Below are 25,018 nucleotides of genomic sequence, written 5' to 3' on the forward strand. Positions count from 1 at the left end.
AAATGCGCGCGCGCAATTTAATGAGCATAATTCCAATTAATAGATATCACTGGTGTATCATGGCAATGAGTCTTCGCGCCCACCTGAGCTTTTTCTTCTTTATGTCTCCCACGTTCTCGTCCTCGAAATAAAAACCAGCAAGTCTTATACTTCTTGCGCCGGATGCACGGGCAAGGAAAACGCACCTGTCGCCGTCGCTGAAGCCTCCGAAATTGTGAACATTGGATAGCGGCGCAGACTGGGTTGTACCAATAACATTACTGAGCGTTTTCACTATGCCAAGCTTATCCATGTTATGTCCGTGGGCATGCACGACCATTATCGCGCCTCTCCTGTTTGCCTCGATCTCATCAGGTATATAGCCATCAAGGTCTGTGACGATTACATCGGGGATGATGCCTCTCCTTAGTAGTACGCTTGTTGCGCCGTCGGCAGCGATAATCACATACCTGTTTGTATCGATCTTATCAAGGTCATCAGAGAGCACGGGCGCGTTTCCGCAGACAAGGACATCTTTTCCATGAAGCTTCTCTTTCAGGATCGATGGATCAGCGGCTTTTCCAGAGAGCAGGTTTGATAATAATCGTGCGGCTTCCTCGTCTTTTGTGCGACTCCAGCCGAAATCGCGAAGTATTTCCTCGTATATGGGTTCCCATTGTTTAAAATTCATCAATGTATCATATATCTTCAGGCACGCTCTTAAATACAGCAGTAGATCGTCACCATTGCCGGGTCTTTGGGATTGTAGCCGGGTCTTGTACTCTCAAAGTGCTCATCAGTGAGTGTCAGGTCCGATATTTCAGATACCCGAAAGAGCTTCCATCCAGAAGGACTGCCGGATTCACTGTAGCCGCCGGTCTGGTATGCCCTCAGTAACTCACTGCCAGCAGTACTGGCTCCATAGCAAAACGGTTCTATCATGCGAAAACCGCCTCTGTAATATAAGCGGATGACCTGCTTTGAGCGTATTGCAGAGCAAATAATTGGGTTCATGTCCTCCACCTCCAGTTGATAACAATATTTATTAGTCGCTGAGACAGATTAATATTTGGGGAGGTGAACAACAATGACCAAGGAGTTTGACTGCAGGTCAGCGGGTGTAGACTGTCCCTTCATGATCAGAGATGAGAATGAAGATGAAATGGCCTCACTGGTCCAGCAGCATGCCAGAACCACACATCAAAAGAGTATGTCAAAGGAAGATATACTTAGAAATACAAGGGAGATGTAGGCCAGTATAGCCTACTCCAATTTTTTAGGACTTAGTTCTCTCTCTAAAAGATGATGGGATAATCGTAATTAGGAGGTGATCGAAGTGAGCGTGGAGGAAAACCTGCAACTGATGAAAACACTGGATGATGCATGGAATACCCAGGACTGGGATACGTTCAGCAAACGTCATGCTGAGAATGTCGCCGTGTACTGGCCAGGTCAGACGGAGCCCACGAGAGGACGAGCCGCGCATCAAAAGGAAGCTGTGGAATTTTTCAAGACATTTCCTGACAACCATGTCGAGAACAATCCGTATAAGATTTATTTCGGTCAGGGCGACTACACCTGCTCAGTGGCTGAATTTACAGGCACCATGAAGGGGCCAATGAAGGGTCCTGATGGCAAAACAATTCCGCCCACGAACAAAAATTTTCGACTTGAGTTTTGCACAGTCGCCCACTGGAAGAATGGGGAGATTGTCGAAGAGAGGCTCTTCTACGACCTGGTGGGAATGATGAGGCAGCTTGGCCTGATGTGAGGAAAGCCGTAGGAGTTATTGAAATTCAAGGATCTCTATTATTTGCGTGACTGTTAGATCTATCAGATTAACTATAAATAAAGCCCGTAAAAAAATTTATAAAGAATAATGCTTCATACGAATAATTTTTAAAATCAGAAACCAATGGGTATGAAATTATAAAGAACCAGGCTAAAGAATTGAAAGGGTTTTGATGATAGAGCACCTGAGGGATATCCCGCGAATTGGAGAAAAAACCGCACAGCGCTTCATTGAGCACTTCGGCTCAGAAAAGAAGGCAATCGAATCTATAATCAATGGAGATATTGCCGGTATAAGTGAAATAGAAGGAATGACAGAGAAATCGGCAATATCCCTTGTACTTGAGGCATCGACATTAAATGAAGGCGTGGGTGTAAGGGATTTTCTAAAGACCGATGTGGCATACGGGATATACGAGCACATCAGAGCCCTGATATCAGATTTTGCGCATACTGATTATGCAAAGAGCAAGATTCACCTGTATTTTCCTTATCCATCATGTAAAAAAGACAGGATAATCAAATCACAAAAAGAGATTGGCAGCATTATCGAGCTAACAGACAAGCTGGATGATAACGAACTTTCTGGTTTTTTATCAAGGATAAAACCAGTAAAAGTAAATTTTACGATTCCTGTGATCAGGGACAGGGTTATTATCGCTGCTACCCAGGAAGAGTTTGAAGCAGCTAAAAATTTTCCGGTCTCTGTTCAGCTTGTTGCAAACCAGAGGGAGGTCGTGGATATAGCCCGTGGTTATTCTCATGCCATTATCAGTACAGGTTTTGCCGGGATCGACCTTCCAGAAGATATTGATGCTGATTTCATGGACATAAGAAGAGCACAGGCATGGGAGGTGGTTCCTGAGAAGGAGTTAGGCTTCTTTGCCAGGAACCTTGAATCCATCAGCTCTGCTATCTCAGTTCTTCGAATTATCAGGAGATATAACACGGATTTCTGCATTAAAATAACACATGAAGAGGTTGAGCGCCTGGCACTGGGACTGGCAAAGGTATCAGGGGATTCGGACATAAAAAGCGGAGTGGACAGTGATATAGACAGGCTCAGATCGATCTATGATCACTCAAGCAATGTGATTGCAGATGTTGAAAAACAGGCGAATGTTGAATTTGGCTCTCTCATTGAGAAAAGCTCGATCACTGTAAAGGGTTTTGATCTATTGACGGCAATGGATGGGAGCATCAACCGCCTTCTGGAAAAGGAAATAAAAGAAAAATATAACACGGTTACAGGCAATGCAATCAGAGCAATATCTTCCAGGCTTGAATTGAACCCAAAGGAAGCGCAGTATATTAACAATTTCTTTGGCGATGATGTATCGTATCCTGTCAGGGTAAATTCCAGGGGTGTGGATGATTTTAAAAACCACCTGCTGCGGAGCATCACCTCCCGTAAACTTGTTATTTTAAGAGATAATGCGCGCGAACTTTCTAAATTAAAGGAAAGCGCGTCGGTCATGGTTCGTGAGGTTCTTGATTTTGATGTAGGCTACACTATCGGATGTTTTGCGCGTGCATTCAATCTCAATATGCCCATCATACAGAGTAAAAACGGCATCGGATTTACAGGAGGCACTAACCTTTTTCTTAACAATCCTGTCCCGATAGACTACGCGGTTGGGGCTTCACGCTTTAATGCAGGGGCGGAGAGCAAAGGTGCCCGCATTATCCTGTTAAGCGGTGTGAATTCAGGTGGAAAGACATCAGCAATCGATCTGCTGGCCCAGATCATCATACTCGCCCATATGGGCTTTCCTGTACCTGCAAAGCAGTGTGAGTTAGGTCTGGTCGAGGAATTTTTCTATTTTGGCAAATCCAGGGGCACAATGGATGCCGGTGCTTTTGAGAGCACGATTAAGGATTTCTCTGCTGTGGCAGGTAAGAAGAGCAAGATCGTACTTGCCGATGAACTTGAATCAATCACAGAGCCTGGAGCGTCTGCAAGGATCATCTCCGGCATCCTTGAGGAGCTTGATGAAAACAATGGACTGGGTGTGTTCGTGAGCCACCTATCAGAAGCGATACTCAAGAGTACGGCCTGCAGGGTACGCGTCGACGGGATTGAGGCAAAGGGACTGGATGAGCACCTGAACCTGATCGTTGACCGTAATCCCCGCTATAATTACCTGGCACGCAGCACACCTGAGCTGATTGTTGAGCGGCTGGCGCGGAAGGACAGGGAGAATGAGTTCTATAAGAGGCTTCTGGGGAAGTTCAGGTAGTACAAACTCAAATAGTCTTCTGCATAACATCTGATAATGGTATATAAACCACAGAGTCGGCTATGAACGCTGTTCATAAATGAACATGAAAAAGCTGTGAATTGGAACCATAAGTTGAAAGAGGAGGATGCTCGATGATTTGATAATTCTATTTTCTCCGGGATTCAGCATTGCGATTCAGGCGCAGGATTTTTATTAAAAAAGATAATGAGGATGTATAGAAACCTTTGTTGCTTTAGAAAAATTATAACATAATAGCATCATCGAAATTTTTAAAATGATGATCTCCTGTCAATACCTTTATCTTTCTGCTCCTAGCGGATGCAAGTATTATTGCATCTGCAAGACCAAAATCAGTGGTCTTAACTTTACTTTCAGCATGTATTTTCGCAGCATCAACTGCAATATTTTCATCAAGCAAGACCACAGCACATCTTTTCAATATGAAATCCTTTCTTTCTTCCGCTTTTCCATCGGTTCTAAGAGATTTGGAATATATTTCTGCGATTACAATCGGAGATGTATATAATTGTAAGTCATCGTCGACGAATCTCCTGACTTTTTCACCCTTAAGAGTTCCCATAAAATATTCCATCCATGCGAACGAATCCAGAAACATTATAATCTATCCTCATGGTCTCTGAGGTCGGATAAATCAGTCTCAGACATTGTCCCAAAAAGGCTTTTTTTCTCTTTGAAAAGCATTTTTATTAAAATTTCATTTATTCTTTCTGATATATTTTTTGCTCCAGCTTCTTTTTTAAGGGTCTGGTAAACGTCTTCTCTTAATTTTATTGTAGTTCGGACGTATTCTGTCATCATTAACACCTAGATATATGATATCATCTACATCAACATAATACTTGTGGTGGGCATCTATAATGCGCGCCTAATTTTCAAGTTTGAAGAAGTTTTTCCGAGTCTATCATCTTTCTCAAGCATGATGTTAACCGCATGGGAGTCACTACCCCGGATTGCTTCGCAAAATCCGGGGCATCCTGGCTCGGGTGCATAAGGCCTCTTATCGTTTTTTGTTTTTTAGGCTTTTATTGGCAAAAATGGGCACAAAAATAGTGAGGGTAAAAATTTTCAGTATTTACAATCCCTAATAACGTGTTGGATATAATATTCCATATTCCTGGTTTTGATTATGAATTCATATAACGGTTGCGTGTATGTGACGTTTTCACCGTAGCGTACTCGCTGAGGTGAAAATGAGGCGTAGCCCAAGCCGGTATTCCGGCGCAGCATATACACGCTGTTATGTTCAGTGTCCGGCTTTTCTTCCAAGTCAAAATACATCTGTGTATTTTGACTTTCTTCACTTATTCTAAAAATGTGAATGGGATATAGATTCAAGGCAATTTCGACAATCCGAGTTCCACAAGAAATTTATTATGGGCATCTTTTGCCTTCGTTATTTTTTCCTCAATTCCAACCAGATCTTTGTTGACTTGATTAATATCAATTAATTTCTCTGCCTCCGCTGTACTCACATACCGCGAAATGTTCAGATTGTATTCGTTTTTTTCTATTTCTTGCATTGAGACATATCGTGAGTACCGCTTTTCTTCTTTTCGATACTGATATGTATCTATGATTTTATCAATGTGCTCATCTGAAAGAAAATTCTGCCGTTTGCCTTTTTCAAAGTATTCGCTGGCGTTGATAAATAAAACATCATCAAACTTTTTACATTTTTTCAGGACAAGAATGCAAACCGGAATACCTGTAGAAAAGAAAAGATTTGCCGGTAAACCTATAACTGTATCGATATTGCCATCTTTCAATAATTTTGTTCGTATTCGTTCTTCGACTCCGCCACGGAAAAGAACGCCATGGGGCAGGATAATTGCCATGGTGCCTTCATCGCTTAAAAAATGAAAGCCGTGCAACAAAAAGGCAAAGTCGGCAGCAGACTTAGGCGCGAGACCGTAGCTTTTAAAACGGAAATCTTCTCCCAAAGCATCATTTGGTTCCCAGCGATAACTAAAGGGAGGATTGGCAACAACGGCATCACACTCAAGTTTTTTAGCCGGATTCATTTCATTGAGAATATCCCAGTCATTGAGCAGTGAATCCCCATGGTGTATTTGAAACTCGGAATCTTTCAATCCATGGAGCAGCATGTTCATTCGTGCAAGGTTGTAAGTAGTAATATTTTTTTCCTGACCGTAAATCTGCCCGATACTGTTGGGTCCAAGCTGTTTCCTTACATTTAAAAGTAGTGAACCTGAACCACAGGCGAAATCGAGAAGGTTTTTCAGCTTTTTCTTTTTACCAGAACTTGGATTTTGACTATCCAGGGTGACAATTTTCGACAAAATGGTTGAAATCTGCTGTGGTGTGTAAAACTCTCCGGCTTTTTTACCTGAACCAGCAGCAAACTGTCCAATCAGATATTCATAGGCATAGCCTAAAATATCACTCTCGGTAGAAAACTTAGAAAGCCCTTCGGCAATTTTGCTTACAATCGTACAAAGTTTTGTGTTACGGGCAGAGTAATTTTTCCCGAGTTTTTCAGAGTCCAGATTGATTTCCGAAAATAGACCCTGAAAAGTACTTTCAAAAGAGTCATTTTCAACATGTTTAAATCCGGCTTGCAAGGTTTTTAAGAGGTCATCGCTTTGGGTTCTTGCCAGCTCGTATATACTACTCCAGAGATATTCAGGTTTGATAATATAATGAACTTTACGTCTCATCTGTTTTTCAAATACCATCGTATCTTCTTTGTTTGCTTCATACCAGACAGAAAGGGGTGTCCTTCTGTCGTCTTCGTTCAGCTTCGGGTAATCCTTTCCAAGCTCTTTTTCAGCTGCAACTTCATAGTTGTCTGAAAGGTAGCGTAGAAAAAGAAAAGAGAGCATATAATCCCGGAAGTCATCGGCGTTCATAGCACCGCGTAGTTGGTCGGCGATATTCCAGAGAGTAACGCCCAGTTGTTTTTGCATTGCATCATTCATTGTTTAAGTCCTCTTTTGGGGAAATAATTCAGGATTAAATCGGTAATTTGCCATGAAATCATTCAGTATTTTTTTGAAATACTCCTTGTTGTCATCAAGCATCTCTTTTGGTTCAAACAAAGAGTAATTTCCATGGCTTAAAAGATTTACCAGCCTTGTATGTATGGTTCCGTCCAGATCATCGCTATCTTGCTTAATACATGAGGAAAAATTGTTAAAACCGTGAAATGTAGCGGTTTTTTCAAGGACATTTCTCAGAATATTAAAATGATAAGTATATAACTTCCCTGATTCGGCTACTTCGCTTAGTTCTTTTAAAAGAGCCACGTGGTGAAAGAATGGGGTATCACCAGTATTGCGGATTGAATACTCACTGCTTTTATTTGTGCTCAGAAAATATTTTTCTGCATTTTTTAGTTCATTGTACATGACATTAAAGAAAAGCGCATGGTGCGTTGAGATGACCGTTTTTATATCACTTTGTTTCTTGAGTAGTTGGGCAAGGTGGCTGGCGACAGCAATAGCGTTATTGTCGTCCAGAGATGAGATAGGGTCATCAATGTAGATGTATTTGACCCAAGTATAAGCCTCCTGCTTATCAATTGCAAGCTGGGCAACAGCGAGGAAAAAACACCAGACAAAGATATTCTCTTCTCCACGAGATATTTTTATATGCTCTATTTTTTTCGTTACATCATCTTTTCTTATATCTCGGGAAAAGCTGACACTCCAGGCGTCATAGTCAATAGAAAAATCGAAATCGGCATATCTGCTTAAAAATGGACGAATGCGGCTTTCCATTTCCAGTTCTCGCAGTCCCTTGAAAAAGCTGGAATCTCTATTCAGTTGCAAAACTCTTTGTGTATCATTTTCTAAATCATTATCCCAGGTAAACAGGTCTTCGGTAAAGGCATTGTAGTACAGTGTATCTGAGGTAGTTTCTTCGGCACTCAAAGAATTTCCGCCTTCATCTGTCAAATTTGCCGTTCTTTTGCCTAAATCCTTGAATGCACTTGAAAGCCGGGTTTTACCGGTTCCATTATAGGCAAAAACAAGAATGTACTTCTTGTTTGCAAGCGTATCTCTTAAATGCGTTGCCAGTGATTTTAAACTTTCAAAGCTGGTCAAATCCGTACTCATACGCTCACCTCATCGGTAGACGGAAAAAGCCCCTGCATCAGCCCTTTTTTATGAGTTTTGTAGGCTTCCAGCTTTTGGATTTCGGCGGTGATGAGCTCATCGAGAGAAGAGAGACAATCAGCGATTTTTTGTTGTTCTTCTGGTTTAGGTACCACCATTGGTAAATTTTTTAAATCATCAATGCCGATCCGTTTTCTAGTAGAACCTGTTGCTGTCTTTTCTACTAACGCTCGAAATTGAATGGAGTTAATTAGCGTATATATGAAATATTTGCTATAGGCTTTTTCGTCAACGACTAACCGTATTCCATCTGAACACATTACGTATCGCGCATGTTTATACGGTATCAAGCAAGCCCTACCTACGGGATCACCCATTTTGGATAATATAATTTCACCGGGGTAAATGTTATTGGCCAGGAGTTCATCCGCCTTCTCTTCTGATGTGAATATCTTATAATCATCAAAAAATTCAGCATCACCGATATTTTGTAGTTGAATTATTCTAATACCATCTGCGACGTAGTCGGAAGATTTTAGGTTTGATCCAAATGGCCCACCAATAAAACTCCATTTAGTTTTTTTATCGGCCACATCAATGAGCTTCTTCACCTCCCACTCTCCCGCATCCCGAAACTCTGGAAAGCGCAGCCCGGGCACGGTTTCCCCTTCGGCGGGGAAGAGCTGCTGCATCAGCCATTTCTTATGGTCTTTGTAAGCTTCCAGCTTTTGGGTTTCGGCGGTGATGAGTTCATCGAGGGAAGAGAGGCAATCGGCGATTTTTTGTTGTTCGTGGAGGCTAGGTAGTGGTATAGGAATAATATCCAGCTTGGCTCTATTGAGCTTTGGTTGAGCCATACCTGTCAGGTAATCTTCCAAATTTATTGCATTTAAATAATTTTCAACAATAACCTGCGTGAAAGCATATTCAAATTTTAGTACATGGACGTGATTGTTTACCCAGGCTTTACCAGCAATAGAAAAAGCAATAGGATAGGTTCGCACAACTAGGTTTGCACCATCTTCGGATATACAAAGCAATTCCTCGTCAAAAATAAAGTCTTTTACATAATCTATTACTCCAGAAGCACCATAGTAAGGTATATCACCTTTAATTCTGTCTTTCTCGGTTATAGGCACTCTTTTGGAATCCAAGTTTTTGCCTGCTTCACCCAATGGTTTCACCTCCCACTCCCCCGTATCCCTAAACTCAGAAAACCTCAGCTTGGGCACCAATGATTTTTCATTCTTCTTATTCATACGCACCCAACCCCGCAATCTCACGGCTGCCGGCAAGTTTTTTCAAGAGTGGAGTCAAATCTTCCATAAGTTCCAGTTCCTTCTTTGTCCGCTCTTTCCAACTCAAATCCAGAGGTGCCATCAAATCACTGAGCTTCTCCCCATCAAAGATCATGCGGTCCATGACTTCATCCACAAAAGCCTGTAATGATTCAGGCTCCAGTCCGTGCTTCCCGGCTGCCTCTGCCATTTCTTTAGCGGCTTTTTCTGCCTTGAATTGCCGGTAGCCCTCTTTTATCTCTTTTTCGTTCAACCCTTCGCCGGCTTTCAGTGTGTTGATATAAGCGATAATATCTTCCCGATCCTCCATTAAATTGGTGTTGGAGGCGAGCAGGTTGATCAGCTGTTCCCTGCTCATCTTCTGTTTTTTTGGCCCGCTTTGTGTGTACTTCGATATAAGTTTTATGATGTAGTCATAGTCAATGAGAGCAGAAGAAAACAGGACAAACTCAAAATCCAGCTGGTCAATATCCGGGTTTGCGCCGATACTTTCCTTGCCCTGCCGGGACTTTAAACGTTGGGCTGTTTCGATATATGCGCCACGGAAAGCGCGCAGGATATCTTCGGGTATCCTTTCTTCAATTTTAGTGCTGTCTTCTTCACTCAGGTCGGTATACTGGTCAAGCTGGGTTTTAAGCCGCTGCACTTCTTTAAACTTATTGATAAACTCGCCCCGTGCCTGATCGCCTTTCAGGTTGTTCACCTCTTCAGGTGTACAGAGCAGCCCCTGAGATTCCATGAATTTTTCCAGTTCGCTTACTGCCGTATCAAACTTTTTAACAACCACGGGCGCCGGTTCAACCAGCCATATTTCTTTTGCCCTTTTGCTATCCTGACCGGAAAAGAGAGCAATGGCATCGTCAACTTCTCTGGTCTGCTGTCTAAAATCGAGTATGTTGCCGTAAGGTTTTGTGTCATTCAAAATCCGGTTTGTTCTGGAAAAAGCCTGTATCAAACTATGATGCTTCAAGTTTTTATCCACATACAGGGTGTTCAGATATTTTGAGTCAAAACCAGTTAGCAGCATATCTACAACGATGACCACATCGATTTTATTTTCATGCGGATAGTCGGCATTGGAATACTTTTGATCTTTGATTCTATTCTGGACATCCTGATAATACAAATCAAACTGGTTTATGTGGTGGTTTGTGCCGTACTGCTGGTTATAGTCAGCAATAATTGCTTTCAGAGCTTCCTTCTTTTTATCGGGTTCCTGTTCATTGTCTAACTTTTCCTGAGGAAGGTCTTCCTGAATCTGCTGGACATCTTTATTTCCTTCAGCCGGGGGAGAGAATACGCAGGTCACATTTAATGGTTTGTATTCTTCATCATTATTCCGACGCTCTGCCTGTATAGCTTTAAAGAGTTCATAATACTCGATAGCGTCATTTATTGAAGCAGTTGCCAGAATAGCGTTGAATCGCCGTGAGTTTGTAGCATCATTGTGCTTATCCAGTATCGCATCTACAACAGCTTTTTTACTGGTGGCATCGGCAGTTTTTACTGGTTTTTTACCATCCAGCTTGAAATAATCAATATGAAAACGCAGAACATTGCGGTCATCAATCGCGTGGGTAATGGTGTAGGCGTGCAGTTGTTTTTCAAAAATATCTTTTGTTGTCTTGTAAGAAGACAGAGTACCGTCAATTTGCTTATAGATCGCATTTTCTTCAAAAATGGGTGTTCCGGTAAATCCAAAAAGCTGCGCTTTTGGAAAAAACTCTTTGATATATTTATGGTTATCACCAAACTGTGAGCGGTGACATTCATCAAAAATGATGACAATCCTTTTATCACGAAGAGGCTCTAATCGTTCTTTATAGGTCAGTTTGCCTTTTTGCTTGCTGTTTTTGTTTCTTTTACTGTTTTCATCAAGGGCAAGCCCCAATTTCTGGATGGTGCTCACAATAACTTTATCGCTATAATCTTCTGATAACAGCCGTTGAACCAGAGTTTCCGTATTGGTATTTTCTTCAACGCATCCCTCCTGAAACTTGTTGAACTCCTCCCGGGTTTGCTTGTCCAGGTCTTTTCGGTCAACAACAAATAAACACTTTTCAATGTCGGGATTGTCTTTTAAAAGTGTCGAAGTTTTAAAAGAAGTAAGGGTTTTTCCGCTGCCCGTGGTGTGCCAGATATAACCATTACCGCGGTTTTGATGGATACAGTCCATAATTGCTTTAACCGCATAGATTTGATATGGACGCATGATCATTAATTTTTGCTCGCTAACCACAAGTACCATATACTTGCTGATCATTTGCCCCAGAGTGCATTTTGCGAGAAATTTTTCGGCGAACTCATGTAAATGGGTGATTTTCTTGTTTGCTTCATCGGCTAACTGATAAATAGGAAGAAATCTTTCATCCGCATTAAAGCTGAAATGGTCTTTATGATTGTTAGAGAAGTAGTAGGTATTGCTTTCGTTGCTGACAATAAAAAGCTGCATAAAACAAAGCAGTGAGTTAGTAAAGCCGTTGCCCGGATCGTTTTTATATTCAACAATCTGCTCCATCGCCCGCTTTGGTGTTACTTGCAGGGTTTTAAGTTCAATTTGAACAACCGGCACGCCATTAATGAGTATGATGACATCGTAACGATGATGACTATTATCAGTATTTATTCGTAGTTGGTTAATGACTTCAAATTCGTTTTTGCACCAGTCCTTGATATTGACCAGGGTGTATTGCAGTGGCGTATCATCATCCCGGCGAAAGGTATTTATTTCCCGTAAGGTTTTTGCTGCCGTGAATACATCGGCAGTAATAATTTCATCCCTAAGCCGTGCAAATTCTGAATCATTCAGATTTACTTTATTGAGTCTTTGAAAGTGCTCTCTGAAATTCGCTTCAAGCGAGGCTTTCTCCCGAATATCATCCCGGTAAGTGTATTTGAGGTCTTTAAGCTTATTGATTAAAGATTCTTCTATTTGCTTTTCAAATGTCATTCACATTCACCGTTCAATCCTTCATTCATGTCTTCTTATTCCTCGGGCACGGATGGCCGAGATTTATATTTATAGCCGGGCATTGAACATAATAATGTATATCCGAACTTACTTCGCATATACATCCCTCTGGTCAACTCCATAATCGTCAATCATTTTCATCTCCTACTTTTAACTGTTAGCTATCCAGCGGACTTTTTATCTTCACAATATCCCTGTTACTTACATACGTATATATTTCTGTTGTCTTTGAACTCTTGTGCCCCAACACCTCCTGGATATACAGCAGGTCAATACCGCATTCAAGTGGATGTGTAGCGAAGCTATGCCTGAGAGCCTGTTTTAAAATTCGATACACATATCGATTTTACAAAACCAGTTTAAGTGATTTTAAGCCTAATAATCTAACAGTAGCGACATATTTGATATCCATGTCACAAAAAATATTCAAACAAGCTCTGAGAGAAAGCACAGTGACGTCTTAACAGTTTAACATCTTCTTTCCCTGAAGGTGCTTTTCGCTTCCTCTTCATTTTATAGTCCACTGCAATTATCTTTTTATCTTTATTCTTCTCTATAACCTTCATTATCCCTGTACTCTTCTTTGCCTGGATTACAAAATGCACGCCCAATCGCTTGAGCATTCTAACAATTGGAACTTCATAGAATCCACGATCAAGGTAAATCCTTCTAATCTTCACTTTTTGCATAGCGTATTTGATAAGCTCCTCCACTACATTGCAAATCTCTGAGTAATCACTGATTGGAAGTGCTTTCAGTGTAAACCTGATCCCTCTCTCAACAATGTTTATTGTTGCAAATTTGTATGCGTAGGAGGTGCCGTTTTTTGCTTGTGTGCCAAGAACCATCTCATCATCTGTATTGCCGTAGTACATCCAGTCATGTGTATCAATTGAGACGTCCACCTTATTCACAAACCATCTTTGTTTCTCTACCATTCGATACATCTCTTCAGAAATTTTACTATCTTGCCTGAGAATTTCATCAATTTCAAGCTTTTCTAAGTGATATCTGATTGTTCTCGGAGCAGGTACATCCTTTTTTCTCGATTTTAGGATTTGCGTACTGTTCTCTATAAAATCATCAGTTATGGCTGCATGAGCAATGCAGTCTAAAAGATTATCTTGTCTGCCTGTAGTGACATTATGTCTCTGCTTGAATTCAAACATCGGATAGAACTTCTTCTTGAGGGTTTGATATAACCTCGTCTCAGTGAACGATAACATATAGAAATGACAAGTATAGTGTGATGATAAATTTTACCTTGCCAACTACTGTTAAGGACGAGGCCTGTATATAGCGTTTTTTGCATGGTGCACATCCTGTGTCTCAATATATCTCTCGACCACCTCCCAACCCTGCCCGACACTACCATGGAAACAGCTCGGCGCCCAGAGATGGTCTCCGCACCATTCTTTGAGATGCGGGAACTCCTCTCTCAAGATTCTGCTCGATCTTCCTTTTAATTTCTTCGCGATGAAGCTTAAAGAATACTTTCATACGAAGTATTCACATCTTTAAACATACCTTAAAACCATTAAAGCTACAAGCCAGTTCACAGAGGACACAGAGTAAAAACCGCAACTCTCTGTGCTCTCCGTGTCCTCTGTTGTTGATTTTGACTGATATACCATAGTCAAAAGACCATTCCTTTACTCTACTGACAGGGCCTGCGGTCAATGGTCATCCATGTAGTCCGGATGCTGCCTCAGGACTGGCATCCTGTTCACGATCCAGCGGTAGACGAGTATCTCAATCGTAACAACAGCCACAACTACCACAGCCTCTTTCCAGAAGAAAAGCTCCCTGTGCGGGAGCTGCCAGTTGAATGCTATGAGCGATATATTGAAGCGGTTCATAATGATGCCCACCATGGTCAGCGCCGCAGTGTACTGGATAAGGCGCACGTTCTTCTTCTGCACTCCGTGATAGAAGAGGAAAGGCACAGTGGCCAGGAGCGTGATCTCAACCAGGAACCAGTAGCCAAAAGGCGTATTCAGGTACATCCATGCGCCCTCGTGCGTTACGCTGATCAGCCGCAGTCCCAGGTATGTGAAAAGCACAAGCGAGGCTGCCTTCCCGAGTCCCAGGGTGATGTCGTTTATGCTTGAGAGGTAGTTTGAATCAGCCCTGTTCTTTAAGAAGACCTGCGTGAGCCTGCTTACCACGATCACCAGAGCAATTGCACCTCCGATGGACGAGATAAAGGCAAGCCACGGCAGATACGACGTGTACCAGAGTGGATGAAGCTTCCCGGGCGCAAGAAGGAACATCGCACTCAGGGCGGACTGGTGAAGCGTGGAGAGCATAACACCGAATATGGTAAGCCCGAGGGTCATGCTCACAGCCAGTTTTCGAAGGTTTTTCAGGCCAAGCCACTCAAGCGTGGACGGGGAAAATTCAAAGAACTGGACAGAGAGGTATAAAGCTACGTGCCATGCCACAAGGAACATGACAGAGGCTGTGCCGAATGAGACGAACATGGGGTAGTATATCCTCCACGGGCGCCCAAGATCGATCATAAGAAAGACCACTGCGAACAGATAGCCCAGGAAACCCAGCAGGATGGCATTCTTGACTACAGGCTGGTATCTTTTAAGCCCGAAGATGTACACAGCAGTCCCGATCACGAAACCAGATGCTGAGAAGGGCACACCACTGAAGAGCCCCCAGCTCAGGAAAAGTCCCCATGGCTGCTCGTTCGAGGCCTCGGTCACGGCTTCAAGACCGAAGATGAAGCGCAGTAATATAAAGTAAAGTCCGCCGAGGACTATAAGCCCTGCGACCATATTTAAAGGCGTGATAAGCGTCTTTACATATTCCTTCATGGTAAGCCCAAGGAAGAGCTTATCACTGAGCCAGGTACTGACTATCTCAGCACCTGTCAGTTCCCGATCTGTATGCATCTTTTTTTCCATGTATCCGCTCATTGTTTATCATCCTCCTTATCTGATATCTCATCATGTGCCGTATGCTGCTTGCGCTTTGATGCAAGGTAGAAGCCTCCCAACAGGGCAGGCCAGGAAACAAGGGTGAGGTTGACCATCGACAGGAAATCCTTGGTCAGTTTCGGATACGAGGTTATCCCGACATCCATCTGGAAATCAAGCTCTGAGAAAGGAACACCTGAGATATACAGCCAGCCTGTACCCCCTGCCTCCTGCTCACCATAGATATGGTCGATATATTTATCAGGCTCACCCCAGATACGAAGCTTTGCCTGTTTGATCAGATCGCTCCTCCTGCCGAACGTGATAGCCTCGACAGGACATGCCTCCGTGCATGCAGGTATGACCCCCTCTGAGATCCTGTGATAGCACATAAAGCATTTCTGAACATTGGGACTGAAGGCACTGGAATACTCATAGGCAGGAACATAGAAAGGACATGCTATAATGCAGTACCTGCAGCCGATGCACACCTTCTCGTTCCAGGTAACAGGTCCTTCCTTGCTCTTCTTAAGTGCAGCCACCGGACAGGCAGAGACGCATGCAGGCTCATCACAGTGCATGCACTGTACTTTTCTGTAGACTGTTTTCCCGTTTACCTCGTAGCGGTTGACCGCAGTATAGGACTGTACATCAGCAACGTATGGTTTTCTTTTTTCCTCAAAAACTGATGTATCCTCAAAGGATGTTTTTGGAGCGGGCAGGTTATTTGCCTTATTGCAGGCAGCTTCACAGCGCCGGCAGCCGATGCATCTTGTCATATCTGAGAGCATACCAAAGCGATCTGGATTGCCCTCAAAATCAAGAGAGGCAAGTGCCCTTCCCCCAAGAACGCTCCAGGCAATGACCGATCCTCCGATCTTAAGAAAATTTCTTCTGGTTACCATGGTCATCCTCCTCCTGGCTTATGGCAGCCCTGGCATGTATTGCTATCCCGCCCCGCATGATCTGCAGGTACCTTTGCCGCTCCTGCAATCTCTTTTGTATGGCATTTGAGGCAGTTATCGTGGTAAACTATTTTTGTCTCCTGCCCGCCCGGGATGCCGTCCTTGTGACAATTACTGCAGTTCTCCCATGTCAGTTGATGTGGACGTGCTGAGGCCTGTATATTGGTTGAGGCGTCTTTTGTGTGGCAGAAGGTGCAGCTCTCCGGGCCGTCAAAAACATCACTGTGGCAGGACATGCACTGCTGATGATATGCAGCCTTGAGACCCGGCTTGCTCGAATTCTGCGGATCAAAGGGACGCTCATGGCAGTCGCTGCAGGCACGGATTTCATCTTTGCTGTTGTGATGGCATTCCTGGCAACTGAGCTTGCCGCTCATCTCCTGGTGGAATTTTGTTGCCGATCCGTAGTTGATCTCAAGATACTCAGAGTTATTTACATTCAGCCATCCATCCTGGCCGTATGTGGCAGCAGGGCTGCCATTACTGTAATTACTGTAATTACTGTAATTGTTATAATTGCTGTAATGTTCGGGTAATACCGACCCCGGAACAGCAGAGGTATCTGTAGCTTCTGGGTTAAAGTATGTGGCGAGCACGATAGCAGCACCACCGAAGATCAGCGACATCGGAATGACCACAGAGACAACTCTCCTCATTGCCTCCTTCTCTTTGGTGTGCACCAGCAGCCATAGAGCAATGAATCCGAAACAGAATGCAACAATTATAAGGTATTCTACCCCTTTAATGAAAGTAATATTCTCTAATAATGTTCTCATCTTATCCTCCCATATATTTTATCTAGTTAATTCAATTTTTATACTCCTCTCATTCTGGTCTTCTACTCTTATGGTACCCGTATAACCACCTCACAAAAATTATCCCCGTGTGATAATAATTTCTTGACCTCTAATTCAGCTTTGTTCCCGAATGCATAACCCATCGCCCCTTTAAATGTCTCCCGGATCGTATGGCAAACATAGGTATCAAACGTGCTCCCTTCTGCAACGATATTGCATTTCCTGACTGTATATATCAGATTTCTTCCATCCAGTCTCCATTCACTTTCCCTGTGAAGTCTTGAATCGATTATCTCCAGTGCTTTCTGAAAGTCCTGCAGCTCCCAGTTCTTGATATTGTTTTCTCTCTCATACTCCTGCATCAGGGACTTGCCGATCCTTCTTCCCAGCAGTGTCAGGGATAAGGGTATATCCGGGATGTTCTTAAGCCCTTTAAGAAAAGCCATGAACATTATTAGATCCTGATCCACCCGGCTGTTGCTTATCTTCAGATTGCTCACTATTTCGTTGATCTTTATACCCACATCAGGCCTGTGCGTCAGCACGATCATATTCGCTGTTGATTTTGCGTCATATAAATGGCCATTAGCCTCAAGAAGCGTGACAAGGCTCTTTTTTAATTTTTCTACTACATCCTTATTTCTATAGTTATGGAATAATATCATGCTCTCCCTGTCGATCTCCACCCTGTCAGCGACCCTTGAGGTCTCATAGACCTCTTTTATCAGAGAGAGCATCTCCTTCAGCGGTATATCCTGGATTGGTTTTTTTGCAAGCGTCTCTATCGTTATTTCTCCAAGGGGTATCTTATTGGCGAGCAGATCCTCAAAGTAGTTCCTGTGAACCGTGACCATGCTGTAATTACTTAACAGGTGTCCGTTGATCACAGCTCTCCAGAAATCAGGACGGCTCTTTATGGCTTTTATTACATCATCCATACCTCCAAAAAAGGTAATCAGGCTTCTGTGCGCCTCATTTCTAGTTGACCTGGATAGTTCAACCTTCATACAATCGCTGAAATTATTAACAGACCGTATCTCAAGCGATGCATGCTCTGGTGAATTCTTGACCAGATACTGGGACAGTATGCAGGCAACGAATTTTATTTTTTGAGCGTTTCCTTTGATCTCTACCAGTACATCAGAGGGAAGCGTATCATTATCAGACTTTAGTGCAAATTCAATATCCCACTCAAGTTCGCTGAACCTGCGCCTCAGATATTCCTCAAGCCTTCTCATTGAACCTATCAGCGCAGGATCGATCAGTTCATCCAGTACACTGTCAGGAACAAGTATTCCATCGACCTCGGTCAGTACCCATTTGAATAAGGAACTGTCTATTGCCGATGAGTTCATGCGAGAACTGCAGCTTCCTGCCCTGTCGATTATCTCCCTGATTGCAGCGCTAAAATTACCTTTATGTTTCTCAACATACGGTTCCATCTTATCGATGCAGTCATTATCAAGGGAAATATGTCTTGTAACGATCATATGTCCTGACTCCCTACCTCCTCCTTTCCTCGTTCCTGAGTTCTTTATACAGGATCTCCTTCTCTTTCCTGAGCAGAGCTTCACGGCGTGCAAGCGCCATCATAGCTTCGCCCGGCTTTATAGAGACCATGATCCTGTTCCTTCTGTTCTTTATATATTCCCGCAGTCCACAGGCCAGGTACACAATGGCTGCCGCTGGAATAAGTAACAGCCACACTGTCAAAAAAGCCAGAAAGGTACTGGCTGGCAGATAGTAGGCTGTTCCCATCACAGCTCCACCCGCAACTATAGCATATTTAAGCCAAGATCTCATCTTTGATCACCAATTAGCCCTATCTAATGCCAACGCTAAAAGAATATTTGACAGTGATTTGGCATGAAAAGACAATGGATGGCATATTATAGCAAAAAAAGGTATATTATGCCAGTGAATGGCATATAATCATAAGGCTCTCACACTTCAGGGAGCCTCACTGAGCGAGGTGAAAGACTATCCAGTATAATAATCTACGCGCCTGCGTGGTATTCGCCTATGGACTTGATGGTGATATTGCCTTTCTTCATTGCCACAATCGCATCAGCAGCAGCAAGTGCAGCCTGTATTGTTGTAATATACGGTATACTGAAATCAACAGCAGCCCGCCTTATCTGAAACCCATCCTTTACAGTCTGCTTACTTCTGGGAGTATTTATGATCAGATCCACCTCCTTCCTGTGGATCAGGTCAACGATATTGGGATTGCCTTCACTTACCTTGTTAACGACATCCATCTTTATCCCGTTCTTTTCCAGGAAACCGGCAGTACCGCGCGTACCTATCAGGCGCAGTCCTGCATCCTGCATTTTCTTTGCCACCCCGACAATAAGCGGTTTATCATCATCGCGTATCGACATGAACACAGTCCCGGAGAGCGGCAGGATATTATCTGCTGCCCACTCGGCTTTAAAAAAAGCTCTCCCGAAATCGTAATCTATTCCCATAACCTCGCCGGTGCTTTTCATCTCAGGCCCGAGGACTGGATCTGCGCCTGGCAGTTTATCGAACGGCAGCAGTACCTCCTTAACAGAGACATGGCTTGTGACGGGATCACCCGCATAACCAAGCTCCTTCAATGTGTGCCCGGCCATAACCTTTGCTGCGATCTTTGCAAGCGGAAGCCCTACAGCTTTGCTTACAAACGGTATTGTACGGCTTGATCTGGGGTTGGCCTCAAGCACGTAAACCACTCCGTTCTTTGTGGCCATCTGAATATTGATTATACCAACCACATGAAGGGAAATGGCTATCTTCTGTACATAATCGCGCACCGTGGCAAGTATTTCTGGTTTTAAAGACTGCGGGGGTATTACGCAAGCTGAATCACCTGAATGAATGCCTGCCTCTTCAATATGTTCCATTATGGCACCGATCAGGACATCCGATCCGTCGCATATGGCATCGACATCGATCTCAACCGCATTATCAAGGAAATCATCGATAAGCACAGGATGCTCATTCGATACCCTGACAGCCTCCCTCAAGTACCGCTCAAGGTCGCGCTCGTCATAGACGATTTCCATAGCCCGTCCTCCAAGCACGTATGAAGGGCGGACAAGCACAGGGTACCCTATTCTTTTTGCCTCACTGAACGCTTCACTGTAATTGGTCGCACATCCTGCCTCTGGCTGTGGAATACCCAGTTTTTTCATCATGCTGTTAAAGCGTCCCCTGTCCTCGGCAATATCCATGTCATCAGGAGTTGTCCCCAGGATAACGGTATTCAGATCCACCCGTCGATCAAGTTCTTTTCTAAGCGGAATAGCGAGGTTAACAGAGGTCTGTCCCCCGAACTGCACCATCACCCCGAAATGACGTTCCCTGTCGATCACGTTCATGACATCCTCAAGTGTCAGAGGCTCAAAGAAGAGCTTATCAGAGGTATCGTAATCGGTCGATACGGTCTCTGGGTTATTGTTTATTATATGCGTTTCTATACCTTCCTCCCGCAGAGCTGTGACCGCATGAACTGTGCAATAATCAAACTCTATGCCCTGCCCGATGCGGATCGGTCCTGAACCTATGATAAGTACTTTCTTCTTATCGCTGGGAGCGGCCTCGCAGTGATCCTCGTATGTTGAGTAATAATAAGGCGTGGCAGCCGCAAACTCAGCAGCGCAGGTATCTACCATCTTATAGGTAGGAATTATCCCGTGCTGTCTTCGCATATCGTTAATCTCTTCACGTGTTCTTCCACACAGGAACGCTATCCTCTCATCGCTTAATCCCATGTGTTTTGCCTCAAGCAGGTTATCCACACAGAGGTCTTCTTTTATTGAGTCCTCGGTATCTATGATGTTCTGTATCTTCTGGCAAAAGAAAGGATCAATATCCGTGATCCTGGAGATTTCATCAATGGACATGCCTTTTCGCAGTGCATGGTATATCACAAATAAGCGCTCATGTGTGGGATGGCGCATGATCTGCATGATCTCATCATCGCTCCACTCCTTGTACCCGAAATACATATCTGCTTCAAGTGAGCGGACAGCTTTCTGCAGTGCCTCCTCGATAGTGCGCCCGATAGCCATCACTTCGCCTGTACTCTTCATTGCAGTGGTAAGATGCTTATCAGCAGTTACGAATTTATCAAAAGGCCAGCGTGGGATCTTTACAACCGTGTAATCGATCGTGGGTTCAAAAGAGGCAGGGGTTTTCTTGGTGATATCATTCGTGATCTCATCAAGCGTCATACCGATCGCGATCTTTGCACTGACGCGCGCTATAGGATAACCTGTGGCCTTTGAGGCAAGGGCGGATGAGCGCGATACCCTTGGGTTCACCTCGACGATCCTGACCTCATCACCCCGCACCGCGAACTGGATGTTGCATCCCCCCTCTATCCCGAGTGCCCTTATTATCTTTATAGAAGCGCTTCGCAGTCTCTGGTGATCTGCATCTGACAGCGTCTGTGAAGGTGTTACAACAATGGACTCACCTGTGTGTATGCCCATTGGATCGATGTTCTCCATATTGCATATAACGATGCAGGTATCGTTCCTGTCACGCATGACCTCGTACTCGAATTCCTTCCATCCGATTATGCTCTCCTCTATCAGTACCTGATGGATCCTTGAGCGCTCAAGCCCGCGCTGTGTGATCTCAAGGAGTTCTTCCCGTGTACGGGCAATCCCCCCGCCTGCACCGCCCAGGGTATATGCAGGACGGATGATGAGCGGAAGTCCAAGCTCTTCAATCAGTGCCTCGGCCTCCTCAAGCGTATTCACAGCCTTTGAGCGCGGGACTTTCTCACCGATGCTCAGCATCTTTTTCTTGAATAAGTCCCTGTCCTCTGAGTCTTTGATCGCCGCAAGCGGTGTGCCCAGAAGCTCTACCCCGAACTTTTCCAGTATCCCCATCTCTGCCAGTTCTGCTGTTATATTAAGGCCTGTCTGGCCTCCGAGGCCTGCAATGACGCCGTCAGGCCGCTCCCGCTCTATGATCTTAGCCACAATCTCAGGCTCAAGAGGCTCTATATAGATAGCATCAGCCATGTCGGTGTCTGTCATTATGGTTGCAGGATTGCTGTTGACTAATACCACCTTTATACCCTCTTCCCGCAGGGAACGGCATGCCTGACTGCCTGAAAAATCAAACTCTGCTGCCTGCCCTATCATGATCGGGCCTGAGCCTATCAGCAGGATTTTCTTGATGTCTGGTCTTTTTGGCATATTTCAAGCCTAAATGTCATGACCTGTTATTAATTCTATCCATCAGAAGCAAAGCATCGGAACTCCAGAAGGTGACGGCTGAAGTTTCCAAGTTTTTATATCTCCATAAAACACCAACAATGTTCCTATCCTGTATATCCACACATTCCAACCCGTGGAGAATTAACCACCGGCAAGAGCATATCTTCGCCGCACTCATGTTTACGACAACACTTATCACAAAGCCATCCCTGGCCCTCATAGATACATTGTGTGCAAACTTGGGTGGCGATTTTCCCACATACATTACAAAGTATCTGTGGAGGTTCATTTCTTGCAAGAATTCGAATAGGTTTGCGATCGAGTGCCCCCTCAACCTCAGACACCACTTTCAATATGAGCTCCGTAGTAGTGCCAAAATCGTACTCGTGATAGAATTTCAGTTTCGGAGCGAGCACTTTGCCCAAAGTGATATTCATCTCCTTCTCCCCACCCGGCTTAAAACCTATACCTACCCACATTGAATCTATACCAGCGCCAGCTGTGTATCTTGTTTTCTGGATTGTAAACGCGCTCATGTGTCCGCAGCATTCTAGCCATGTATCTCTAAGAAAAGAGTCGAGGTCTTCAAGTGTTGCATCCGCGTTAGCCTCGAGATGCATCCAGTACTCAGGGTGATGAGCTCCTTCTACTACGATATGGAATGTATTTTTTTTCCGTGCGCTGTTGCTGCCCGATGATTTCTTTGTCCTCATGCACGACTCCAAGTGTTTCCTCATCGCAGCCTTATTATAGGTGCCGCCGCAAAGACTGCATTTTCCATTCAATAGCTCTTCATTTATCTTATGTTTTCCCATTTCAATCCATCCTTGATTGAATAAACTTGATTGTCTCCATTATTTCATTTATTTCCTTTACCGCTTTAATTTCAACTATAACCTTATTTTCAACTATTACATCAGCTATATAATCTCCTACTATATTGGTTATGATATTTTACTTGAATTGGAAATTGTTTGTATTCTTTCATCTTTGAGCGTATATCCGAACTCGATTCATATACACTTCCTTTTGCTTGAATGCCAATTCCTGCCACATCAGAAAGTATCGTGTATCTGTCCTTTTTCCCCTTTGCGCCACGGATAAGGATTAATTTTCTTTCACTTATTCCCAAAAGGTTATTAACCCCAAGGATAATGCGTGATTCTGTTGATAGACAATAAAATAAAACCTCCAAGACTAGTTGCGTGGGAGCTTACAAACGCATGCAATCTTGCATGTATCCACTGCAGGGCATCTGCAATTAAAGATCCGGCCCCTGATGAATTATCCACAGCACAGGCAATGCATTTTGTGGATGAACTGTTAGAGTACAGACCGATTATAATCCTCACAGGAGGCGAGCCCCTTCTCAGACCTGATGTGTACGATATCGCAAGATACGCCTCAGGGCAGGGTATAAGGGTTGTACTTGCAACCAACGGGACGCTTCTGACACCTGATATTGTCCGAAGGTTAAAAGATGCAGGCATACAGAGAACCAGCATAAGTATCGACGGCGCAACTGTTAAGACCCATGATACCTTCAGGGGAGAGCCAGGTGCGTTTGATGCTGCGCTGCGCGGGATCGATATTCTCAAGAAAGAGGGGATGAGCTTCCAGATCAATACCACGATTACAAAAAGAAACCTTGATGAAATCCCCGGGATATATGACCTTGCCCTTGATTTAGGAGCCTCTGCGCTTCATATATTCCTGCTTGTCCCGACAGGCAGGGGAGAGGATATCGAACACGAAGAGATACCTCCTGATGAGTATGAACGCGTGCTTAACTGGTTCTATGATAAGAGCAAGGATCCAGGGATTCAATTAAAAGCAACATGCGCACCGCATTACTTCAGGATCATGCGCCAGCGTGCAAAGGCCGAGGGGATCAGGATAACAAAAGAGACGCACGGACTTGAGGCCATGACAAAAGGATGCCTTGGAGGCTCAGGATTCTGTTTTGTTTCAAGCAGGGGAGATGTTTATCCCTGCGGGTACCTGCCTGCACTTGCGGGCAATATAAGGCAGCATCCGTTCAAGATGATATGGGAAGAATCGGCGGTGTTCAATGACCTGCGTGATCCTGCAAAGCTCAAAGGCAAGTGCGGTATCTGTGAGTACCGCATGGTATGCGGGGGATGCAGGGCGCGCGCCTATGCGGCGACAGGGGACTATCTGGATGAAGAGCCATACTGTGTCTATGTGCCGGTGAGAACATGATATTTCTGGATGATATTGATAAGAAGATATTAAATGCGATCCAGCTTGATTTTCCGCTCATGCACAGGCCGTTTGAGCATCTGGGTGAGGTGCTTGGCATAGAGGAAGATGAGATGATCAGGCGCATCAAAAGACTGTGCAAGGATGGGGCTATCAGGCGCATCGGTCCTATAATCAGCACCAAGAAAACAGGAGGCACAAGTACGCTTGTGGCGATGAAGGTGACGGATGAGCGGGTGGATGAGGTTGCAGATATCATAAATCAATATGATGAGGTATCACATAACTATCTTCGCCCTGCGAATTATAATATCTGGTTCACGCTATCTGCTGAGAGTGAAGAGCGGCTGCATGATATACTGAGGGAAATCACGGAGAAAACAGGGTTTGAAGTTATCAATCTTCCCACGAAAAGACTGTTTAAGATCGGTGTGAAGTTCAATATTAAATAGAAAAAAAATTAAAAAATTTCAAATTTATTTGAACTCAAGGTCTAATAGTG

General features: G+C 44.0%; 25 protein-coding genes. 5 read left to right on the top strand and 20 right to left on the bottom strand.

Translation table 11 applies throughout. From position 1 onward, the window contains the following. Positions 1 to 46: 46 nt before the first annotated feature. Positions 47 to 670, bottom strand: a complete 624-nt coding sequence (locus ANME2D_RS12450; protein WP_048092304.1) for a 6-hydroxymethylpterin diphosphokinase MptE-like protein — start codon at positions 668 to 670, stop codon at positions 47 to 49. A gap of 29 nt (positions 671 to 699) precedes the next feature. Further along, complete coding sequence (locus tag ANME2D_RS12455) at positions 700 to 993, bottom strand: WYL domain-containing protein (RefSeq protein WP_048092306.1); 294 nt, start codon at positions 991 to 993, stop codon at positions 700 to 702. Positions 994 to 1,066: 73 nt separating this feature from the next. Between ANME2D_RS12455 and ANME2D_RS12460 the strand changes: the two genes are divergently transcribed. The 3 genes from ANME2D_RS12460 to ANME2D_RS12470 all read left to right on the top strand — a co-directional run bounded on the left by ANME2D_RS12460 (position 1,067) and on the right by ANME2D_RS12470 (position 4,010). Then, complete coding sequence (locus tag ANME2D_RS12460) at positions 1,067 to 1,231, top strand: DUF1059 domain-containing protein (RefSeq protein WP_048092308.1); 165 nt, start codon at positions 1,067 to 1,069, stop codon at positions 1,229 to 1,231. Positions 1,232 to 1,315: 84 nt separating this feature from the next. Then, positions 1,316 to 1,750: an ester cyclase gene (locus ANME2D_RS12465; protein WP_198527427.1), complete on the top strand. Its 435-nt coding sequence runs from the start codon at positions 1,316 to 1,318 to the stop codon at positions 1,748 to 1,750. A 193-nt stretch (positions 1,751 to 1,943) separates the two neighbouring features. Next, positions 1,944 to 4,010, top strand: coding sequence for a helix-hairpin-helix domain-containing protein (locus ANME2D_RS12470; RefSeq protein WP_048092310.1), 2,067 nt, complete (start codon positions 1,944 to 1,946; stop codon positions 4,008 to 4,010). A 244-nt stretch (positions 4,011 to 4,254) separates the two neighbouring features. Here the strand turns inward: ANME2D_RS12470 and ANME2D_RS17050 are convergent, their stop codons facing one another. From ANME2D_RS17050 to ANME2D_RS18475, 18 genes are all read right to left on the bottom strand, one after another. Beyond that, positions 4,255 to 4,629 (bottom strand): PIN domain-containing protein, encoded by a 375-nt coding sequence (locus ANME2D_RS17050; RefSeq protein WP_052368914.1) that lies wholly within the window; start codon positions 4,627 to 4,629, stop codon positions 4,255 to 4,257. Continuing rightward, a complete protein-coding gene (locus ANME2D_RS12480; protein WP_048092313.1) occupies positions 4,629 to 4,832 on the bottom strand; it encodes a hypothetical protein in 204 nt (67 codons plus the stop codon). The genes ANME2D_RS17050 and ANME2D_RS12480 overlap by 1 nt, the downstream gene beginning before the upstream one ends. 533 nt (positions 4,833 to 5,365) lie before the next feature. Next, positions 5,366 to 6,973, bottom strand: a complete 1,608-nt coding sequence (locus tag ANME2D_RS12485) for a type I restriction-modification system subunit M (RefSeq protein WP_048092315.1) — start codon at positions 6,971 to 6,973, stop codon at positions 5,366 to 5,368. A 3-nt stretch (positions 6,974 to 6,976) separates the two neighbouring features. Beyond that, positions 6,977 to 8,113 (bottom strand): AAA family ATPase, encoded by a 1,137-nt coding sequence (locus tag ANME2D_RS12490; protein WP_048092318.1) that lies wholly within the window; start codon positions 8,111 to 8,113, stop codon positions 6,977 to 6,979. After that, positions 8,110 to 9,372: a restriction endonuclease subunit S gene (locus ANME2D_RS17475; protein ID WP_081810272.1), complete on the bottom strand. Its 1,263-nt coding sequence runs from the start codon at positions 9,370 to 9,372 to the stop codon at positions 8,110 to 8,112. The genes ANME2D_RS12490 and ANME2D_RS17475 overlap by 4 nt, the downstream gene beginning before the upstream one ends. Continuing rightward, positions 9,365 to 12,361 carry a type I restriction endonuclease subunit R gene (locus ANME2D_RS12505; RefSeq protein WP_048092319.1) on the bottom strand — a complete coding sequence of 999 codons (2,997 nt, stop codon included), beginning with the start codon at positions 12,359 to 12,361 and terminating at the stop codon, positions 9,365 to 9,367. The genes ANME2D_RS17475 and ANME2D_RS12505 overlap by 8 nt, the downstream gene beginning before the upstream one ends. Positions 12,362 to 12,539: 178 nt before the next feature. Beyond that, positions 12,540 to 12,719 carry a tyrosine-type recombinase/integrase gene (locus tag ANME2D_RS19080; RefSeq protein WP_081810273.1) on the bottom strand — a complete coding sequence of 60 codons (180 nt, stop codon included), beginning with the start codon at positions 12,717 to 12,719 and terminating at the stop codon, positions 12,540 to 12,542. A 76-nt stretch (positions 12,720 to 12,795) separates the two neighbouring features. Then, positions 12,796 to 13,608, bottom strand: coding sequence for a transposase (locus ANME2D_RS12510; RefSeq protein ID WP_157834117.1), 813 nt, complete (start codon positions 13,606 to 13,608; stop codon positions 12,796 to 12,798). Positions 13,609 to 13,659: 51 nt separating this feature from the next. After that, positions 13,660 to 13,824, bottom strand: coding sequence for a transposase (locus ANME2D_RS19085; RefSeq protein ID WP_394295709.1), 165 nt, complete (start codon positions 13,822 to 13,824; stop codon positions 13,660 to 13,662). A gap of 234 nt (positions 13,825 to 14,058) precedes the next feature. After that, positions 14,059 to 15,312 (bottom strand): NrfD/PsrC family molybdoenzyme membrane anchor subunit, encoded by a 1,254-nt coding sequence (nrfD, locus tag ANME2D_RS12515; RefSeq protein WP_081810275.1) that lies wholly within the window; start codon positions 15,310 to 15,312, stop codon positions 14,059 to 14,061. Then, entirely contained in the window at positions 15,309 to 16,217 is a 909-nt protein-coding gene (locus ANME2D_RS12520; protein ID WP_048092324.1) for a 4Fe-4S dicluster domain-containing protein, read from the bottom strand. Before ANME2D_RS12520 ends, nrfD begins: the two co-directional genes overlap by 4 nt. Before the next feature lie 2 nt (positions 16,218 to 16,219). Further along, positions 16,220 to 17,053 carry a cytochrome c3 family protein gene (locus ANME2D_RS12525; protein ID WP_048092326.1) on the bottom strand — a complete coding sequence of 278 codons (834 nt, stop codon included), beginning with the start codon at positions 17,051 to 17,053 and terminating at the stop codon, positions 16,220 to 16,222. A gap of 68 nt (positions 17,054 to 17,121) precedes the next feature. Beyond that, a complete protein-coding gene (locus tag ANME2D_RS12530; protein ID WP_048092328.1) occupies positions 17,122 to 18,564 on the bottom strand; it encodes a hypothetical protein in 1,443 nt (480 codons plus the stop codon). Between the two features lie 13 nt (positions 18,565 to 18,577). After that, complete coding sequence (locus ANME2D_RS12535; RefSeq protein WP_048092330.1) at positions 18,578 to 18,877, bottom strand: hypothetical protein; 300 nt, start codon at positions 18,875 to 18,877, stop codon at positions 18,578 to 18,580. 194 nt (positions 18,878 to 19,071) lie between these two features. Continuing rightward, positions 19,072 to 22,272 carry a carbamoyl-phosphate synthase large subunit gene (carB, locus tag ANME2D_RS12540; RefSeq protein ID WP_048092333.1) on the bottom strand — a complete coding sequence of 1,067 codons (3,201 nt, stop codon included), beginning with the start codon at positions 22,270 to 22,272 and terminating at the stop codon, positions 19,072 to 19,074. A 125-nt stretch (positions 22,273 to 22,397) separates the two neighbouring features. Next, positions 22,398 to 23,108 (bottom strand): IS1096 element passenger TnpR family protein, encoded by a 711-nt coding sequence (locus tag ANME2D_RS12545; protein ID WP_048092335.1) that lies wholly within the window; start codon positions 23,106 to 23,108, stop codon positions 22,398 to 22,400. 1 nt (position 23,109) lies between these two features. Beyond that, the gene (locus tag ANME2D_RS19090; protein WP_081810333.1) at positions 23,110 to 23,244 is read right to left on the bottom strand and encodes a GxxExxY protein; all 135 of its coding nucleotides are present in this window, start codon (positions 23,242 to 23,244) and stop codon (positions 23,110 to 23,112) included. Beyond that, positions 23,210 to 23,425: a hypothetical protein gene (locus ANME2D_RS18475; RefSeq protein ID WP_198527428.1), complete on the bottom strand. Its 216-nt coding sequence runs from the start codon at positions 23,423 to 23,425 to the stop codon at positions 23,210 to 23,212. The genes ANME2D_RS19090 and ANME2D_RS18475 overlap by 35 nt, the downstream gene beginning before the upstream one ends. Before the next feature lie 32 nt (positions 23,426 to 23,457). Here ANME2D_RS18475 and ahbD point away from each other — a divergent pair, with 32 nt between their 5' ends. Further along, the gene (gene ahbD, locus ANME2D_RS12550) at positions 23,458 to 24,516 is read left to right on the top strand and encodes a heme b synthase (RefSeq protein ID WP_394295711.1); all 1,059 of its coding nucleotides are present in this window, start codon (positions 23,458 to 23,460) and stop codon (positions 24,514 to 24,516) included. Beyond that, a complete protein-coding gene (ahbA, locus tag ANME2D_RS12555) occupies positions 24,513 to 24,968 on the top strand; it encodes a siroheme decarboxylase subunit alpha (RefSeq protein ID WP_048092336.1) in 456 nt (151 codons plus the stop codon). The genes ahbD and ahbA overlap by 4 nt, the downstream gene beginning before the upstream one ends. The last annotated feature ends 50 nt before the right edge of the window (positions 24,969 to 25,018 follow it).

The organism is Candidatus Methanoperedens nitratireducens, assembly GCF_000685155.1.
In the GTDB taxonomy this organism is placed as follows: domain Archaea; phylum Halobacteriota; class Methanosarcinia; order Methanosarcinales; family Methanoperedenaceae; genus Methanoperedens; species Methanoperedens nitratireducens.

Bases quoted from the DNA above. Each gene is read 5' to 3' on its own strand.
- ANME2D_RS12455 (WP_048092306.1), bottom strand. From the start codon at position 993: ATGAACCCAATTATTTGCTCTGCAATACGCTCAAAGCAGGTCATCCGC.
- ANME2D_RS12525 (WP_048092326.1), bottom strand. From the start codon at position 17,053: ATGAGAACATTATTAGAGAATATTACTTTCATTAAAGGGGTAGAATAC.
- ANME2D_RS12520 (WP_048092324.1), bottom strand. From the start codon at position 16,217: ATGGTAACCAGAAGAAATTTTCTTAAGATCGGAGGATCGGTCATTGCC.
- ANME2D_RS12545 (WP_048092335.1), bottom strand. From the start codon at position 23,108: ATGGGAAAACATAAGATAAATGAAGAGCTATTGAATGGAAAATGCAGT.
- nrfD (WP_081810275.1), bottom strand. From the start codon at position 15,312: ATGAGCGGATACATGGAAAAAAAGATGCATACAGATCGGGAACTGACA.
- ahbA (WP_048092336.1), top strand. From the start codon at position 24,513: ATGATATTTCTGGATGATATTGATAAGAAGATATTAAATGCGATCCAG.
- ANME2D_RS12480 (WP_048092313.1), bottom strand. From the start codon at position 4,832: ATGATGACAGAATACGTCCGAACTACAATAAAATTAAGAGAAGACGTT.
- ANME2D_RS12530 (WP_048092328.1), bottom strand. From the start codon at position 18,564: ATGATCGTTACAAGACATATTTCCCTTGATAATGACTGCATCGATAAG.
- ANME2D_RS12490 (WP_048092318.1), bottom strand. From the start codon at position 8,113: ATGAGTACGGATTTGACCAGCTTTGAAAGTTTAAAATCACTGGCAACG.
- ANME2D_RS17050 (WP_052368914.1), bottom strand. From the start codon at position 4,629: ATGTTTCTGGATTCGTTCGCATGGATGGAATATTTTATGGGAACTCTT.
- ANME2D_RS12535 (WP_048092330.1), bottom strand. From the start codon at position 18,877: ATGAGATCTTGGCTTAAATATGCTATAGTTGCGGGTGGAGCTGTGATG.
- ANME2D_RS12510 (WP_157834117.1), bottom strand. From the start codon at position 13,608: ATGTTATCGTTCACTGAGACGAGGTTATATCAAACCCTCAAGAAGAAG.
- ANME2D_RS17475 (WP_081810272.1), bottom strand. From the start codon at position 9,372: ATGAATAAGAAGAATGAAAAATCATTGGTGCCCAAGCTGAGGTTTTCT.
- ANME2D_RS12505 (WP_048092319.1), bottom strand. From the start codon at position 12,361: ATGACATTTGAAAAGCAAATAGAAGAATCTTTAATCAATAAGCTTAAA.
- ANME2D_RS12450 (WP_048092304.1), bottom strand. From the start codon at position 670: ATGAATTTTAAACAATGGGAACCCATATACGAGGAAATACTTCGCGAT.
- carB (WP_048092333.1), bottom strand. From the start codon at position 22,272: ATGCCAAAAAGACCAGACATCAAGAAAATCCTGCTGATAGGCTCAGGC.
- ANME2D_RS12485 (WP_048092315.1), bottom strand. From the start codon at position 6,973: ATGAATGATGCAATGCAAAAACAACTGGGCGTTACTCTCTGGAATATC.
- ANME2D_RS12470 (WP_048092310.1), top strand. From the start codon at position 1,944: ATGATAGAGCACCTGAGGGATATCCCGCGAATTGGAGAAAAAACCGCA.
- ANME2D_RS12460 (WP_048092308.1), top strand. From the start codon at position 1,067: ATGACCAAGGAGTTTGACTGCAGGTCAGCGGGTGTAGACTGTCCCTTC.